This window comes from Gemmatimonadota bacterium, from assembly GCA_009692115.1.
Taxonomy (GTDB): domain Bacteria; phylum Gemmatimonadota; class Gemmatimonadetes; order Gemmatimonadales; family GWC2-71-9; genus SHZU01.
Window position 1 is genome coordinate 218,865 of record SHZU01000002.1, and the last position, 15,839, is coordinate 234,703.

Genomic DNA, 15,839 nt, shown 5'->3' on the forward strand with positions numbered 1-15,839 from the left:
CTGAATGCAGCCGCTTCCTGTTCTTACCTCGAGCCAGGCCCGTCACTGGGACGGCCTCACCGCCCAAGCCGGAATTCCTCCCGTTGCTTTGATGGAAAATGCCGGCCGCGCGGTCGCGGCGGTGATCACGACGCGGTTTCCGACGGCGCTGCGCCAAGGGACCGTGGTGGCCGTTGGCCCGGGCAACAACGGCGGTGACGGCTGGGTCGTGGCCCGCTCGCTCGCCGCGCTTGGATTGCCGGTGTGGGTGGTGCCGATTGGGGGCAGTAGCTCCGAGCTCAATGCCCTCGAGGCGCGGCTCGCGATCGATGCCGGAGTCCGGCAACTGGAGCCCGATGGCCCTTGGCCGGCGGCCGGACTCGTGGTCGATGCGATTCTCGGAACCGGGGCGCACGGCCGCCCCCGGCCGAATGTGGCCGCCTTGCTGGCCCGGCTTGGAGAGCTGGCCGTTCCGGTCGTGGCGGTGGACGGGCCGACCGGGCTTGATCTCGATACCGGCATTTCGCATGAGGTGCTTCGCGCGACCCTCACGATCACCTTCGGCGGATATCGGCGCGGCCAATTGCTGGCCCGCGATGAGGTCGGCGATCTGGCGGTGGTTGATCTGGGTTTCGTGGCCCCTGCGGCCGAGTGGCCCCGCCTGTTCCTCGCCCGCGATGCGGCGCGGGCGATTCCGCTCCTGCCGGGCCACAGCCACAAGGGCGACCGAGGCCGGGTGGTAATCGTCGGTGGGCACTCGGGCATGACCGGAGCGGTTCGGCTGGCGGCGCGGGCCGCGTTCGCGGCGGGCGCGGGGTTGGTGCATGTGGCGGCGCCGGCCGACTCGATTGCTGTGTTAGCGGCTGCCGAACCGGATCTCCAGACCACGATCTCAGACTTCGACTTGCTGTCGGAGGCCGCGGCGGCGTTGCTGGCCCGGGCCGACGCGGTAGTGATTGGGCCCGGCCTTGGCCGGGCTCCGGGACGGGCCGCGTTTATCGCCGCGGTAGCGGCCGCGACCCGGGCTCCCCTCGTCGTCGATGCCGATGCCTTGATGGCGTTCGGGGGCAATCCGGCCGGCTTGGCTCAACTGGCGGAGGGCCGCGCGCTGGTAGCCACGCCCCATGCCGGTGAGTTCCGAGCCCTCTTTCCCGCCGAAGCGTCAGAACTCGGTGTCGATCCGTGGAGCGCCGCCGATGCCGCGGCCCACCGACTCGGCGCCGCCGTCTTGCTCAAGGGCGTTCCGACCATCGTCGCGATGCCGGGCCAAGCGCCGCTCACCATCGCGGCCGGGAATCCGGGTCTGGCCACCGGCGGCAGCGGCGACACCTTGGCCGGGATGATCGGCACCTGGCTTGGGCAGGGGGTCGACACCTGCGCGGCGGCGGCCGCCGGGGCGTTGGCGTTAGGCGATGCGGCCGACCTCGCGGCCCGCCGGTTCACCGCCCGGGCCATGCGCCCGATGGATGTGATTGCCGCGCTGCCCGACGTCTGGCGGCGGTGGGACCAGGTCCGGCGCGAGCCGGCCGCTCCGCTCGCGCCGATCCTGCACGAAATGTCGGCTCCGGCCCGAACATGACGGCCGAGTGGACTCCGCTCGGTTCGGGTTTCGAGTTCGATCGGATTCGGGCCATTGCCACGGCGCTCGGCGGGGCAGGGCGGGGCTTGGGCGATGATTGCGCCTTCCTGCCCGGGGGTTGGTGCGTCAGCCTCGACGTCAGCGTCGAGGGGGTCCACTTCCGGCGCGAATGGCTCGATCCCGCCGAGATCGGCTGGCGGGCGGCCATGGCGGCGTTGTCCGACCTGGCCGCCGTTGGGGCAACAGCCGAGGCGCTGCTGGTCGGCCTCGCGGCCCCGGGTGACGAACCGGCCGCGGTCATCGCGGCCATCATGGGCGGGGTGGGTGACGCGGCCCGTGAACTCGGCGCCTCGGTGGTGGGCGGCGACCTGACCCGGGCCCGGGACCTATCGCTCGCGGTCACGGTGCTCGGCCGGGCCGACCGCCCGGTGCGCCGCCGGGGGGCCCGGCCCGGCGACGGAATCTGGGTCACGGGTTCGTTAGGCGGTGCCCGGGCTGCCGTCGCGGAGTGGACGGCCGGCCGGCAACCCGAGGCCGGGCCGCGCCACCGGTTTGCCCGGCCCCAGGCCCGGATTGCCGAGGGTCGCCGGTTGGCCGAATTGGGCGCGACGGCCATGCTTGATCTTTCGGACGGCTTGGGCGGCGACCTCCGGCATCTGGCCGCCGCCAGTGAAGTTGGCCTGGCGGTGGAACTCGATCGACTGCCGCTGGCTGATGAGGTGGCCGCAGCGGCGCGCCAGGCCGGCCAGCCGCCGGAGGTCTTCGCTGCCATCGGGGGCGAGGACTTCGAACTCCTGGTCACGCTTCCGCCCGGAATCGACGCGGCGCCCCTGACCCGGATTGGGACCGTCACGCCGGGGCCCGGCGTCTCGACGACCTTGGCCGGGACCGAATGGACGTTGGCCGGCTACGATCATTTCCGATGATGGCCGCGCTCCGGTACCTGGCTGCGATCGGTGGCTATACGATTTGGCTCGGGACCCGAATCCTGGTCGCCGCGCTCGTCGGGGTCCGTCAGGTACCGGGCGGGTTCTACGACCGGATGCAGCATCGCTACGGCGACAAACTGCTGAAGAGCAGCCGGATTGCGGTCAAGGCGGAGGGACTCGACCGCCTCCTCCCGGGGCAGTCGGTTGTCTACATCGTCAACCACGTCTCCTGGGTGGACATCTGGATGCTCCTCGTCACGTTGCCGGGCACCACCCGGTTCGTGTTCAAGAAGGAGCTTTCCCGGATCCCGTTTCTCGGGCCGGCCATCAACGCGATGGGTCATGTGCCGCTTGACCGGGGCAATCGCGGCTCGGCGTTCGCCTCCTACGAGCGAGCGGCCCAACAGATTCGGGGCGGTACCTCGACCATCGTGTTCGCTGAAGGAACCCGGAGCGCCGACGGTCGGCTACTGGCGTTTAAGAAGGGGCCCTTCGTCCTGGCCATCGCGGCCGGGGTGCCGGTGGTCCCCGTGGTGTGCGAGGGCTCGTTTGAGCGGTTGCCCAAGGGCAGCATCTCGCCTCGGCCGGGCGTGGTCACCGTTCGAATCGGGACGCCAATCCCGACGACCGGCCTCCGGTACGATGACCGCGACCAGTTGGCCGATCAAACCCGCGCCGCGATGGTTGCCCTTGGCGCCCCGGAGTAAGGGGCGGTTGTGTCGGCCCCTTCTGCTCGCCTATTCTTGACCTATTCCTCAACCCTAGAACTCAATGTCAACCATCATCGAAGTCAGCGCTCGCGAAATCATCGACAGTCGTGGCAACCCGACCGTCGAAGCCGAGGTCGTTTTGGCCAGCGGGGCCCAGGGGCGGGCGGCCGTGCCGAGCGGTGCCTCGACGGGTGAGCACGAAGCGGTCGAGCTCCGGGACGGGGATCCCAAGCGCTATGGCGGCAAGGGCGTGCTCGATGCCGTCAAGAATGTCAACGAAATTCTCGGGCCGCGCCTCGAGGGCATGGCGGCGGAAGACCAGATTGCGGTCGACGCCGAGATGATGGAGGTGGACGGCACGCCGAACAAGGGCAAGGTCGGCGCCAACGCGATCCTCGCGGTGTCGCTGGCGGTGGCGCGGGCGGCGGCCGAAGAGACCGGCCTTCCGCTTTATCGCTACCTGGGCGGACCGATGGCCCGGATTCTCCCGGTGCCGATGATGAACATCTTGAATGGCGGGGCGCACGCCAGCAACAACGTCGACGCCCAAGAATTCATGGTGTCGCCGATCGGGGCGGATAACTTCGCGGACGGGCTTCGGATGGGCGTCGAGGTGTTCCACGCCTTGAAGAAAGTGCTGACCAAAATGGGCCTCTCGACCGCGGTCGGCGACGAGGGGGGCTTTGCCCCGATGCTCCCGTCCAACGAGGCCGCCCTGGATGTGGTGATGCAGGCGATCCAGAGTGCCGGCTATGAACCCGGCCGGGACCTCGCGATCTGCCTCGACGTGGCGGCGTCGGAGTTGTTCGACAAGGAAACGAAAGAATACGTGTTCAAGAAGGGCGACAAGAGCCGTCGGACCGCCGCCCAGATGGTTGAGATGTATCGGCAATGGGTCGATCGCTATCCGATCGTGTCGATCGAGGACGGGCTGGCCGAGGACGATTGGCACGGCTGGGGTCTGTTGACGGAGGCGCTCGGCGATCGGACCCAACTGGTGGGCGACGACTTGTTCGTGACCAACGTCGACCGGCTGGGGCGGGGAATCGAGGAAGGCGCCGGGAACGCGGTGCTGGTCAAGGTCAACCAGATCGGGACCCTGACCGAAACCTTGCAGTGCATCGAGTTGGCCAAGAGCAGCTCGTATGGAGTCATCATTTCGCACCGCTCGGGCGAAACCGAGGACACCTTCATTGCCGATTTGGCCGTGGCCACCGGTGCCGGCCAGATCAAGACCGGGAGCGCGAGCCGGACTGATCGGGTCGCCAAGTACAATCAGCTGCTCCGGATTGCCGAAGAGCTGGGCGAGTTGGCCCACTATCCGGGCCGGGACCTCTACTCTCTGTGAAGTCGCGTTGGCTGGTGGGTCTGGTCCTCGCGCTGGCGCTCCTGTTTGCGCTTCAAGGAGGGGAGTACAGCACGGTGGCCTGGTTCAAACTCCGGCGGGAGGAGCGGGCCGAGGCGGCCCGGGTCCGGGAGCTTCGGCGGACGGTCGACTCCTTGATCCGGTACGCCAAGCAGGTGGAGACGGATCCGGAGCTCCAAGAGCAGATCGCCCGGGAGCGGTACGGAATGCTCAAGCCGGGGGAGCACGAGTTCCGCCTGATCGAAGCCAAGGACCGGAAACCTTGACCGGGGTACGGCCGGGGCGCTAGGATTGGCGCCCCTGGCAGGGTAGCTCAGGTGGTTAGAGCACGGCACTCATAATGCCGGGGTCGCGGGTTCGAGTCCCGCCCCTGCTATCATCGGAAAATTCGCCGGGGGCGTTGCTGGCAAACTCGTCCCCATCCGAAGTAGTGGCCCCATGATCTGGCGAACTGTGATCCAAATGACATCGGCCCTGGTGGCCCTGGGGTGCGGCTCGACCGACGTCGAGTCCGTACCGGACACCGCCTCCACGGCCGCCGGCCTTCAGGCGGCCAAGTGGGGATCCAACGTCACGATCTCATTCGAGAACGGGTCGGTGCGCTACCGGTCCAACGGGATTCCCAATCACGCCCGGCAGGCCGAGTACGCGGTGCCGAACGGCGGGGGCCGGGTACCAAACGCCATGACGGCCATTGCCGCCCCGGACCCGACCGTGGCGCAGAACTATGATTTCCGGATTCCGACGACGCCGCGGAAGGCCGCCCGCCCGACCTCCACCAGTCTCGGTACCATCGGGGTGATGATCTCGGGTGCGGCGCTTTTCAACCCCTACGAGGGCGACGGCGTGACCGTCGCGACCGCCTCGAACTTCACGGTCAAGAACGCGGCAGGGCAGGACGTGGCGTTTCTCGATGCCTGTAACGGCCACCCGACGCCGATGGGGTCGTATCACTACCACGCGCTGCCGCCCTGTGTGACCGCGGTCGTCGACGGGGCGGGTGGCCCCTCCCATTTGATCGGGATCGCCTTCGACGGCTATCCGATCTACGGCGACCGGGACCTGACCGGCCGGCAGCTGACCGCCGGCGATCTCGACCAGTGCAGCGGAATCACCAGCCCGACGCCTGAGTTTCCCGAGGGGATTTACCACTATGTCCTGCTGAACGCCGCGAACGCCACGTCCTCGATTCGGTGCTTTTCCGGTGAGGTGACGATGAGCGTGGCGCCGATGCCGGGGATGCACCCCTGATCGTCAGGTCCACATTACGGGAATGCGGTATGGCTCCAGCTGACCTTGATGGGCGAACTTGGTTGGGGTTAGGGTCTAGATGCGGCGCCCGGCTGAAAGGGCGCAGCGGGTGCGGGCCGGCTCACGAAGAGGACCCAGCCGATGAAGAGGACCTGGAAGGGGAGTCTGATCCAGAGGGCCAACTCGGGCGTGCCGGCGGCCCGGGCGTTCTGGAGCATCTGGATGTTGGCGGGGAATACCGCGATGAGGAGGAGGACCAATCCGATCCCGGCCGGGCGCCGGAGCCGAGGAATCAGCAGGCCGACTCCGCCGGCGATTTCCGCGACGCCGCTCAACTGAACCAGGAAAAGGGGCGCGGGGAGCCAGGGCGGCATCATGGCCAGGTAGAACGACGGGACGATGAAGTGGCCGAGGCCGGCGGCGGCGAAGAAGAGGGCTGCGAGCGCCCGTGTGATGGTCATGGCCAAAGGGTACATCGAACGCGAACCCCCTGCCAAGAGTCACCATGTCTCCTCGCCAATGCTTCTCGGCCAGCGTCGCAGCGTGGACCCTGGCCGCCTGCTCCACTCCGGCCCGTCAGTCCTCGGCCCCGTCGGAGGCTCCGACTGTCACGTCGACGCCCGGTTCTCTGAGGTACCGTCTCCGGGTGGCTGGGGTGGGGTCACCAACCAGCTCGCGACGAGGCCGGCCAGCGTGCTGAACAACCCAACGCCACTGAACATGAGCAGCCCGCCGACCAATCGGCCTTCGCTGGTCACCGGGAAGCGATCACCGTACCCGACGGTGGTGACGACCAAGAAGGTCAGGAGCAACGCCGCCACGACCGTCGACTGTCCTCGATGAGCCAGAAACGTATCCGAGACGATACGGATGGCCTTGATACTCTGGGCCAACCGCACCAGTCGAAGGATGCGCCCGAGTCGACCGAGCCTGAGGACGGGGGTGAGGGGGATACTTGAGAGGAGGTCGAGCCATCCCCAGGTGAAGAAGTAGCGACGTTTGCTCGGGGCGCGAAGGAAGGTGATCACAAAATCAACGAGGAACACGACGGCGACCGCCGTGTCGGCGTGCTCCAAGACCCGCGTGATCTCCGGATCCCCCCGCACGGCGGCGAGCCCCACCAGGATCCCGATTGAGGCGACCGAGAGCAACAACATCAGGAGTGCAAACGGCCCCAAGACGGGACGACTCGCCGCGTTCACCAGTGCCCGCCGTTCGACGCCACCATCAAGGCCCGGGCGACCCCGCTTGGCTGCATCGCGTCATCCAGCAGGAACGTGCGGGGGAGTCCCGCCAACGCGCCCTCAAAAGGGCCTTGGGACACCCGACCGGACGCCGCCACCGTGAATCCGGACCGCCCGTCGGTCGTGATCCGAATATCGCCGACGCTGAACCCCGCAAAACTCGCTTGGGGTCCGGTCGGGCTGCCTTCCTCGGTCTGCAGGACCACGGCGGGTGGCACCGTCACACACGGGGCTTGGGCCAGGAGCACGCTTTCGACCACGCTCCGTCGAGGAAGCGCGAAGTTGCTCGATTGCCCGGCCCCGACACCGATCAGCGCCACCGTGGGCCGGGTGCGATTCATGTAGGTGCTGTTGGTGCTGCTCTCACTGCCGTGGTGATTGGCGACGAGTACGTCGATGCCCCCGGTTGAGATCAGGGGGGTACTCCCTCCGGGTGAAATCGCCGTGATGAGTGCGGTCTCTACATCTGTTTGCGAGGTGGACCGTCCGGTGCAGGCATTGTCCGCGCTGCCCCCCCCGAGGTCGCTGGCCCAGAGGAAGTCGAATCCGCCGTACTTGATGAGTACCGCAATCGAGCGGTCGTTCTCGTCGGAGACGGTCACGTGCCCGCCGCCGATGAGGCTCCCGTTGGAGGCAAGGAACGTCAGGGTCGCGCCGTTGCCGAGCGGGATCGTCGAGCCCAGCACGGGGACAACATGCCGCCCCGCCGAGGTCGTCGGGGTGACGGCTTTCCACTGATCGGTACAGGACGTGGTATTCGACGACCCATTGAAATAGTTCTTCCTGTGGACGTCGTATCCCGCCCGGACCACTTCATCCAATCCCCCGACGTGATCGCAATGCTGGTGACCGGCGATGGTGTAGTCGAGGCCTTGACCCGGCTGAACGCCGACGCTCTTGAGGTAGGGTACCACCGAGGCCGTACCGTCGCCGGTGTTGCCGGCCTCCAGCAGCACGGTGGTGCCGTCGGGACCTCGGACCAGGATGGAGCCGCCCCACCCCACGTTGATCTGGTGGATCTCCAGATTCGCGGGTGGGGCCGTGACGACCACGCTACTGGTCCCCGCGATCCCGTCAACGGTCGCCGTCATCGTCGTGGTGCCGACCGCCAGGGCACTCACCACCCCCCCCGCGCTGACGGAGGCCACCGCGAGGGCACTGCTGGTCCAGGTGATCGGCCGACCCGTGACCAGATTCCCCCGGGCATCGCGTGCCGTCGCGGACAGGGGTGCGGTCGCCCCCACTAGCATCGCGAGGGTCGGTGGGGTCACCGAGACGACGGCCACGGGGCCCGGGGTCGCGGTGACCGTCGCCTCGCCCGTGATCCCGTCGCTCGTCGCCCTGATCTGAGCGGACCCCGGTGTGAGCGCGGAGACCAACCCCGCCGTCGAAACCGTCGCGACTGACTCGAGGGAGGACGTCCACGTCACGGTCCGACCGGTGAGTGGGTTGCCCTGCGCGTCCCGCGGGGTGGCCGTGAGCTGCGTCGTGGCCCCCGCGATCAGGGTTGCCGAACTTGGGGTGACGGCGACCGATGCGACGGCGGGCGGGGGTGGCGGCGGGGGCGGCGGATTGGGAGCCGTCGTCCCTCCACCACAGGCCGCCAAGGCGAGGAGCGGGACCCCTGTCAGGAGGAGTCGGACCATGGCTTTCATCAAGCCTTGCCCCCTTTACCAAGGGTTGGGAGAGTCTGGTTGTCGGCCTGCGGGTGTCATTGCGCCGTCTGCAGCGACTAATCAGCGTGATGTTCCACTCGTAGCCTACCGAGCCATCTATCGGTACGGGCTTGCTCACGCCAATGCAAAGAAGAGAACCACCATCGCCATTCCAGATCCGGCCCCGATGCCCAACACCACAGCGCATCGTTGGGGATGGCTACCAGGTCCTCCGCCAGCGACGAAATGCACACGAACTTGACCGCGCCCAATGCTTCGCATGGCCCCGCGTTGGCCGCCAGCAATACACCGGCGGCGGCAACGAGGCCGGGTATCATTGGGCCGGCCGCTTCTTGGCCGTGGTGATCGGACCGCCGTAGTTCTCGATTTCCAGCCGATCGACGAGGCCAGCTTGGTTCTTCAGGAAGCTGACCCGAAGATCGGGGCCCTTGACTACGAACCGCGACGGAGTGTCGGCCAACAGCTCGTTTCGGGCGGCGCCTCCGAGCCCCCGACCCTGGGCGTACAGGGTTCCGCCTTCGCGGGTGATGGTGATCGCGGCGCCGGCACCCAGTTCATAGGCACCGACGTAGCTGTCCAGGAGCTTGGGATCGACCGCGATGCTCTTCCGCGCTGCGATGGGGACGTAGTCTTCACCCCGGAGCAGCGCGATCGCCGCGTCCGCCAGCTCCTGGATCTGCCCGGAGTTCGTCATGTAGTACACCCCAACGCGGGCATCGAGGTCACCCATCATGTTGGCGAGCTGGCCAGGAATGCTCCCGCCGTGGCTGATGATCGTATGCCCCTTGTCGTCTTTCTTGATGAAAAAGCCGAACCCGTAGGCCCCGCCGAATTGGGGCTCGTGCATTTTCCGGATTGAGGCTTCCGACAGAATCCGCCGGCCCTGCCACATCCCGCCGTTCAGGTGCGCCCCGAGGAATCGGGCCATGTCCTCTGGTCTCAAGTAAATGTCGCCAGCGGGGTACACGTCGAAGTGCACCTGAGCCACCGGTCTGGGCTGGCCCGTCGCCCCGCCCGGACTGTACGGCAGTGCCATCACCTCGACCATCTCGGGGGACGGGTACACCGGATGGGGAGTCGTCACGCCTAACGGCCTGAGCAGGCTATCGACGAGGTACTTCTCGTACTCGACGCCTGAGATGTTCTGGACCATGAGCCCTGCCAATCCGAAGGCGAAGTTGTTGTACTCGAACTGGGTTTCAGGGGCCCGGACCGTATAGAGCGTGGATACCATCTGCTCGAGGGTCTTGGGTAGCTCCCGGCGCCAGATCGGTTTGGTGACCGCCCCGGCAATGAGCCCGGACCAGTGCGACAGGACGTGGGTGACGTTGACCGGCTTCTCGCTCTGGAGCCGGTCCTGCACCCGGCTGTTCTCGAGATATCGGTTCACCGGGTCATCCAGTTTGAGCTTCCCCTGATCGACCAGCTGCATCAGGGCCGTGGCCGTGGCGGATTTGAAGCTCGATCCCGTGCTGTAGATCGTCTCGGTCGTCGCCGGGGTCTTGGTCCGCATGTTCGCGTAACCGAACGCCGCTTTCCAGACGATGGAGTCGCCCTTGACCAGCGCGATCGAAACCGAAGGAATGCCCCGTTGCGCGAGCGCGGACTCGATGATGCCGGTCAACACGGTTTTGGTTCGTTCGAGATCGTACCGCCCCGCCTGGGCCGCCGCCCGGGATCCTACGAGTGCCAGCGAGACGATCAGGCCGGCGGATCCGAGTATTCGCTTCATCATGGAGGGCTCCTAGAAATAGAATGGTGGCTATTGCGGGTCCGCGGCACCGCGCCAGCCGGGGCCGCGAACGACCCGGCCCGGCTTGGCACCAGTATGTCTGCCTTCCCGAACCACCTCGACCCCATTGACGAATACGTACTCCACGCCGGTCGACAGTTGGTGCGGCTTTTCGAACGTGCTGTGTTCCTGGATGGTGGCGGGATCGAAGACCACGACATCCGCATACATCCCTTCTCTGAGGAGGCCGCGATCGCGGATCAGCAACCGCTCGGCGACGGCCCCCGTCATCTTCCGAATCGCATCCTCCAGCGGAACGACGCCCTCGTCGCGGACGTATTGGCCGAGGATCCGGGGATAGGTCCCGTAGGCTCGCGGGTGGCCTCCGCCTTTGGCACTGTCCGGATCCATCCCGGCGGCGTCGGTGCCGATGATCATCCACGGCTGCTTCAGGATCGACTTGACGTTGTCCTCATTCATGAGAAAGTAGATCGCGCCGATGTTGCCCTTTTCGGCGAGGAGGAGGTCCATCACGGCATCGAGCCAATCTTTCTTCGTTCCCGCCAGAACGTCCGCGAGGCGCTTTTGCGACCATTGCTGGTTCGCCTCGCTCCGAAGCCTGGTGAGAAGTACCCCCTGCGGCGTGGCCTGCTCGCAGAGACTCTCCCAGTAGCTGGTGGGGTGGGCCACCTCCGCCCGAATCCGGGCTCGCTCCGCCGGATCCGAAAGCCTCTGGATCAGCTTGCCGTCCTCGGAAGCAAAGGGCGGCAGGCAGGCCGCCAGGCCGGTGCCGCCCGCCGTGTACGGATACATGGTCGCTTGGACATCCAGACCCGCCTGTCTGGCCGAGTCGATCTTGGCGATCATGACCGGCATCTTGTTCCAGTTCTTGATGCCCGCCGCTTTGAGGTGATAGATCTCCACCGCCACGCCGGCTTCCCGGCCGATTCGGAGCGCCTCGTCGATGCCTTCGAGCACCCGGTCGGCCTCGGAACGCAGGTGGGTGATGTAGAGGCCGCCGTAGGGCGCCATCGCTTTCGCGACTGCGATCAGCTCTTCAGTGCCCGCAAAGTTCCCGGGTGGATAGATCAACGCCGAGCCGAGGCCGAACGCTCCGTCTTCCATGGCGCGGCGCAGGGCGGCGCGCATCGAGTCGAGCGGCGCACCGACGGCCGCACCCATCTTGAGGCCCATCCCGTACTGCCGCAGCGTGCTGGCACCGACGAAGGCGCCCACGTTGGGAGAGACCCCGTGTGCCTCCATGGCCCGGAGCCAGGCGTCGAAGCCCCGGTCGCCCTGGAATCGGCGCGCGGAGGCAACCACCTGCGGCCCCGAGGCCGACAGATCTTTGAGGGTCAATTCGCTGATTGGAGCCGAGGTGTAGCCCTCGCCCATGATCTCGGTGGTGACGCCCTGGGTCAGCTTGCTCACGGCACGTCCGTCGCCGGTGAGGTAGGGGCCGCCGGCCTGAATGTCGATGAAGCCGGGTGCGACGATTTTGCCCGTCGCGTCGAGGCGACGCCGGGCCGGGGCGCTGCCCAACATGCCGCGGCGGACCACCCGAACCACCCGGTCACCGCGAATCGCGACGTCGCCGTCGAACCAGGGATTGCCGGTTCCGTCGACGACCCGGCCGTTGGTGATGACGAGATCGAAGGTCGAGTCGGATGAAACGCGGCGCTCGTCCTGCGCGGCGACGTCGGCCGGCGCCCCGCCGGCTGCGGTACAACTGGTCACCGCGATGCAGAGCGTAGCGCGGTTCAACAACTGCCGGGTCCGGGATACAACGTGTTCCATGGGACTCCTGGCCTGCTGCGGAAGCGGCCCGTCCGTCGGATCTGCGTGGTGCCAACCGGAGGTGAACGGACCTCAATTGCGACAATCGGACGGTTCACGGGTATAATAGCCCGCGGGCCAAGCGGTCGCCATGACGGGACGCGAACCGGGGGATGGCCTCACCACCGAGGCCCGAGTGTTCTCGGCTCGGGAGGGCCAGAAACCCGATACCCCGGAGCAACACATCTTCCCGCCCGGTGCCACGTCGGCGGTACCACACCTCGGCGAAGGCTCTCAACGCTGACCTTAAAGCGGCGCTGCTGGGCCGCTAGTGTCTTGGAGCGCTGATCGTTACCGCTTTGGCCGGCGGCAATCGTCTGACTGTCGTGACATCGGCATAAGGTAGGCCGGGGAATGACCTACGGGTCGGACGGACAATCGACCTGAATCGCATCCAACGGCCTCCGGGATCTGATCGCTGAGCGAAGATCGCCGGGGGCCGTGACCGCGCCGTGACTCGCACGGCATATCGACTAGGGAGTCGATCCGTTCAGGCTCTGGAGGAGCCCGTAGGTGAGCACGCCGCCGACGATGGCGATGCCGGCCAGCAACGTCTTGCCGATGTGCCGGTACCGGGTCGATACCTCGGTGATATCCCGAACCGGGATGGCCAACCGCTGGATGGCCGTGGCCGTCCGGTGGCCCGTCAACGTGTCGGCGACGATTTTCGGCCGGTAGACGAGCATATTGGGCTCGTAGGCGGTCTTGATCCGGATGACCTCGACCGGCTCGCCGGCCAGTAGGGTCTCGGTGCCGACCGACTGCGGATGCCAGGCGACGCAGCCGGTCGTGTGAATCACCAGGCCGGCCGCCAGAATGCCTAACGTGAGGTGTCGTCGCATCATCTTACCTGGTGGTGGAGGCGGGAAGTCCGAGCCGGTCGGCCCGGGCGGTTGCCTCTCGCTCGAAAATAACGTCATAGGGCGACAGTTGGGCGATGGTCCGCCACCAGCGCGAGGACTCGTCGGGCCGGCCCAGATCCTCCAAGAGTTCCGCCCGGAGGAACCGCTGATAGGTCCCCGCGTAAAACGGCGAGCCCACCGCGAATTGGAACCAGATGTCGGTCCGGAGCCGTTCGAGTGCGGCGAGCGCATCGGCCGGCCGGCCGAGGAGCCGGAGGGTCTCGGCGTCCAAGGTGCGGGCTAACTGTTCGGCCAAGACTTCTGCGCCATGCGGGACTGACAGCTCGGAGAGTGCTTCCCCCCGACGCTGGAGGTCGGCGACGTCGCTCCGCCTGGCCGCCAGCAGGCCGAGCAGGTATAGGCGGAGGTGAGCGTGGAGACCGTCGTGGAACACCAACGGCACCGCCACACTCGGTTTGACTGCGCCCGGGTCGAACGCCTCCAACTCCGCCGTGACCGCCGCCCGCTCGGCCGCGTCGACCGGGCCAATCCGCCGGCGGACCGGGGCCCGGCCGGGACGGCGGGTCCGGCGCTCATCGCGATTAAAGAAGACCCAGTAGCCGGCTGGGTCCGGCAGCCAGCTCAGGGTGCACACCTAACGGCTGGCCCGCGAGTGGCTCACGGTCGAAGGGGCAATCCCGAAGTCGGGGTCGAGGATAATCCCGTCGCCGACGATGAGGAGTCTGATCAGAGCAAAGTGATGAACGGAGTGGCTCACCAGGAACTTGAGCTCCCGGCCAACCGAGGAGGCGGCCCAGTTGGGGATGGCCCGCTCCGGGAGGCCCGACAGGTAGCTGTGGTAGTGCTCAACGACATGACGGAGCTGGGCCCCGACCGGGGGGACCAGCTGCCGCGGCGGTTGGCGTATTGGGCGTCATCCAGCGCGTCGAGCAGCGTCAGGACCTGCTCAAGGCACCGGTCATTGGCACGGATCATCGGATCTTACGGTGCCTCGACTCGATGGGGAACAAAATTGCGGGCCACCGCCTCCCGGACCTGTACGGCCAACAGTCCGCGATCGTTTCCGGTCACCGGCTCATCCCCGAAATGCAGGGTGGCGTCGAACCCCGGCATTTGGCAGAGTTGGAGGACATGGGGCACGAAGCTCATGTCGCCCCACCAACACACGGCCTCCCGGGCCGACGGCATCCCGGGGCGGGTGGTGTAGTGGATCGAGGCAATGCCGACCGGCTTCCCGGTTTGGGCGGCCCACTCGAACAGGGCCGTCCGCATCGGGTGGACGTCATCACCACTGGAACTGGTTCCCTCGGGAAAGACGATCACCCCGTCGCCGCTCGCCACTCGCTGGTCGATCGTCTGGAGGACCCGCTTGGCGTCCCGGCGGCTATTCCGATCGACGAAGATCGTCCCCACCAAGCGAGTCAAATAGCCGATCGCCGGCCACTCGTTGAGCTCCTTCTTGGCCACGAAGACGCCGTGGACCTGGCCGAGCAAGAGCACGATGTCGCAATAGCTCACGTGGTTGGACACCAGGAAAAAAGGGGGCTCTGGCCGGGACCCGCGAACGGTCACCCGCATGTTGACGATCCAGGCCATGCCCCGAGCCCATCGGCTGACAATTCGGTTCCGCCACCAGAGGCGCCGCCGAGGCCAGGGCGAGGCGAACCACATCCCGGCCACCAGGAACACCAAAAGTCCCCCGGTCCACCAGACGATGGCGCCGAGACGGACAACCGGGCGAATGGCCCCGGTCCGCAGCAGCGTCCCGAGGGTTTGCTTGAGATTGCCGCCATACAGTTCGTGTCGGACGTCGGCTTGGGAGGTCACCGGAAAAGGGTGCGGTAGGTGGCTGGGTCAAATTCCCTGGTATCAAGGATAACTAGCCAATCGATGGTCTTGCACAGACGGTCGATGGCCGGGGGACCGAGCACTTTGGCGCCGAGGTGGAGCTAGACTGGAACAACGCCGGCCCGGGAGCGGGTGACCCGGGGGCAACTCGCAACGGCCCCCGGGACGGGGCGCTACCTCGAGGGTCGGGTGCACAAAGCCTGATGCCTCGAGGTGCCGGTGGACCGCCACGCCCATGGCGGGGTCCTGATTCGTGAGCGAGCAACACCCGAAGAAGTAATGCTTCCGATTCCATTCGAGGTACGCGGCGAGTCCGCGCCACAACAGGTGCAGGACCCGGCCACTCCGGTGGTCCTTCGCCACGCAGGCCCGGTCGATTTCGACCGTGGCATCCCGAACGGGGTCGGGCAGGGTCGAGAGGTCGAATTCCGGATCGGCATAGAATCCGCCACCCTGACGCGCCATCTCGGCGGTCTGCATTCGATAGGTCCCGACCACCGCCAAGGAGTCGCGGCGCTGGATCAGCGGGTGTTGGAAGCGGGCGTCCAACTCGTCCTCGTCACGGCCGGTGGCGTGGGACTCGTCGAGGCCCTCGCCTAACTCCAGATTGAAGATCTCATACCGGAGGCGAAGGACCCGGTCGAGATCGTCGGGAGTCCGGGCAAAGCGGACCAGATAGCTACCGGCTTCGACCTGCAGGCCCGGAATGGCTCCCGGGCAGGCCGGATAGAGCGCCGTCGATCCGAGCTTGCCGCCGGTCATGCGTCGGGGAGGCCCCGGATCAAGATCGACTCGGCGGTGGCGGTCGGATGGGCGGCGAGAGTCA

15 protein-coding genes and 1 tRNA gene are annotated in these 15,839 nt (G+C 66.9%); 7 read left to right on the plus strand and 9 right to left on the minus strand.

Annotation, left to right across the window (positions count from 1 at the left end; all coding sequences use genetic code 11):
• Positions 1–4 precede the first annotated feature (4 nt).
• The 7 genes from EXR94_03515 (at position 5) to EXR94_03545 (ending at position 5,814) form a co-directional block, all read left to right on the plus strand.
• Positions 5–1,558, plus strand: coding sequence for an NAD(P)H-hydrate dehydratase (locus EXR94_03515; protein ID MSR01797.1), 1,554 nt, complete (start codon positions 5–7; stop codon positions 1,556–1,558).
• A complete protein-coding gene (gene thiL, locus EXR94_03520; GenBank protein ID MSR01798.1) occupies positions 1,555–2,484 on the plus strand; it encodes a thiamine-phosphate kinase in 930 nt (309 codons plus the stop codon). Before EXR94_03515 ends, thiL begins: the two co-directional genes overlap by 4 nt.
• Positions 2,451–3,194, plus strand: a complete 744-nt coding sequence (locus tag EXR94_03525; protein MSR01799.1) for a 1-acyl-sn-glycerol-3-phosphate acyltransferase — start codon at positions 2,451–2,453, stop codon at positions 3,192–3,194. Before thiL ends, EXR94_03525 begins: the two co-directional genes overlap by 34 nt.
• 64 nt (positions 3,195–3,258) lie before the next feature.
• On the plus strand, positions 3,259–4,545 hold the full coding sequence (locus tag EXR94_03530; protein MSR01800.1) for a phosphopyruvate hydratase: 1,287 nt from the start codon (positions 3,259–3,261) through the stop codon (positions 4,543–4,545).
• Entirely contained in the window at positions 4,542–4,829 is a 288-nt protein-coding gene (locus EXR94_03535; GenBank protein ID MSR01801.1) for a hypothetical protein, read from the plus strand. The genes EXR94_03530 and EXR94_03535 overlap by 4 nt, the downstream gene beginning before the upstream one ends.
• Positions 4,830–4,865: 36 nt before the next feature.
• Positions 4,866–4,942, plus strand: a tRNA-Met gene (locus tag EXR94_03540).
• Positions 4,943–5,001: 59 nt separating this feature from the next.
• The gene (locus EXR94_03545; GenBank protein MSR01802.1) at positions 5,002–5,814 is read left to right on the plus strand and encodes a YHYH protein; all 813 of its coding nucleotides are present in this window, start codon (positions 5,002–5,004) and stop codon (positions 5,812–5,814) included.
• A 68-nt stretch (positions 5,815–5,882) separates the two neighbouring features.
• Here the strand turns inward: EXR94_03545 and EXR94_03550 are convergent, their stop codons facing one another.
• The 9 genes from EXR94_03550 to EXR94_03590 all read right to left on the minus strand — a co-directional run bounded on the left by EXR94_03550 (position 5,883) and on the right by EXR94_03590 (position 15,775).
• The gene (locus tag EXR94_03550) at positions 5,883–6,275 is read right to left on the minus strand and encodes a DoxX family membrane protein (protein MSR01803.1); all 393 of its coding nucleotides are present in this window, start codon (positions 6,273–6,275) and stop codon (positions 5,883–5,885) included.
• A 147-nt stretch (positions 6,276–6,422) separates the two neighbouring features.
• Positions 6,423–6,971, minus strand: coding sequence for an ion transporter (locus tag EXR94_03555; protein ID MSR01804.1), 549 nt, complete (start codon positions 6,969–6,971; stop codon positions 6,423–6,425).
• 41 nt (positions 6,972–7,012) lie between these two features.
• Positions 7,013–8,713: a hypothetical protein gene (locus EXR94_03560; protein MSR01805.1), complete on the minus strand. Its 1,701-nt coding sequence runs from the start codon at positions 8,711–8,713 to the stop codon at positions 7,013–7,015.
• A 334-nt stretch (positions 8,714–9,047) separates the two neighbouring features.
• Positions 9,048–10,469 carry a serine hydrolase gene (locus EXR94_03565; protein MSR01806.1) on the minus strand — a complete coding sequence of 474 codons (1,422 nt, stop codon included), beginning with the start codon at positions 10,467–10,469 and terminating at the stop codon, positions 9,048–9,050.
• A 27-nt stretch (positions 10,470–10,496) separates the two neighbouring features.
• The gene (locus EXR94_03570; GenBank protein ID MSR01807.1) at positions 10,497–12,263 is read right to left on the minus strand and encodes a D-aminoacylase; all 1,767 of its coding nucleotides are present in this window, start codon (positions 12,261–12,263) and stop codon (positions 10,497–10,499) included.
• Between the two features lie 512 nt (positions 12,264–12,775).
• Positions 12,776–13,147, minus strand: coding sequence for a hypothetical protein (locus tag EXR94_03575; protein ID MSR01808.1), 372 nt, complete (start codon positions 13,145–13,147; stop codon positions 12,776–12,778).
• A gap of 1 nt (position 13,148) precedes the next feature.
• Positions 13,149–13,799, minus strand: a complete 651-nt coding sequence (locus EXR94_03580; protein ID MSR01809.1) for a hypothetical protein — start codon at positions 13,797–13,799, stop codon at positions 13,149–13,151.
• A 347-nt stretch (positions 13,800–14,146) separates the two neighbouring features.
• Complete coding sequence (locus EXR94_03585) at positions 14,147–14,992, minus strand: 1-acyl-sn-glycerol-3-phosphate acyltransferase (GenBank protein MSR01810.1); 846 nt, start codon at positions 14,990–14,992, stop codon at positions 14,147–14,149.
• 42 nt (positions 14,993–15,034) lie between these two features.
• Positions 15,035–15,775, minus strand: a complete 741-nt coding sequence (locus tag EXR94_03590) for a GNAT family N-acetyltransferase (protein ID MSR01811.1) — start codon at positions 15,773–15,775, stop codon at positions 15,035–15,037.
• Positions 15,776–15,839: the final 64 nt, after the last annotated feature.

Excerpts from the sequence above, each read along its gene's own strand:
- EXR94_03590 (MSR01811.1), bottom strand. The coding sequence starts at position 15,775 with ATGACCGGCGGCAAGCTCGGATCGACGGCGCTCTATCCGGCCTGCCCG.
- EXR94_03575 (MSR01808.1), bottom strand. The coding sequence starts at position 13,147 with ATGATGCGACGACACCTCACGTTAGGCATTCTGGCGGCCGGCCTGGTG.
- EXR94_03545 (MSR01802.1), top strand. The coding sequence starts at position 5,002 with ATGATCTGGCGAACTGTGATCCAAATGACATCGGCCCTGGTGGCCCTG.
- EXR94_03555 (MSR01804.1), bottom strand. The coding sequence starts at position 6,971 with ATGTTGTTGCTCTCGGTCGCCTCAATCGGGATCCTGGTGGGGCTCGCC.
- EXR94_03530 (MSR01800.1), top strand. The coding sequence starts at position 3,259 with ATGTCAACCATCATCGAAGTCAGCGCTCGCGAAATCATCGACAGTCGT.
- EXR94_03515 (MSR01797.1), top strand. The coding sequence starts at position 5 with ATGCAGCCGCTTCCTGTTCTTACCTCGAGCCAGGCCCGTCACTGGGAC.
- EXR94_03560 (MSR01805.1), bottom strand. The coding sequence starts at position 8,713 with ATGAAAGCCATGGTCCGACTCCTCCTGACAGGGGTCCCGCTCCTCGCC.
- EXR94_03525 (MSR01799.1), top strand. The coding sequence starts at position 2,451 with ATGGACGTTGGCCGGCTACGATCATTTCCGATGATGGCCGCGCTCCGG.
- EXR94_03565 (MSR01806.1), bottom strand. The coding sequence starts at position 10,469 with ATGATGAAGCGAATACTCGGATCCGCCGGCCTGATCGTCTCGCTGGCA.
- thiL (MSR01798.1), top strand. The coding sequence starts at position 1,555 with ATGACGGCCGAGTGGACTCCGCTCGGTTCGGGTTTCGAGTTCGATCGG.
- EXR94_03550 (MSR01803.1), bottom strand. The coding sequence starts at position 6,275 with ATGACCATCACACGGGCGCTCGCAGCCCTCTTCTTCGCCGCCGCCGGC.
- EXR94_03570 (MSR01807.1), bottom strand. The coding sequence starts at position 12,263 with ATGGAACACGTTGTATCCCGGACCCGGCAGTTGTTGAACCGCGCTACG.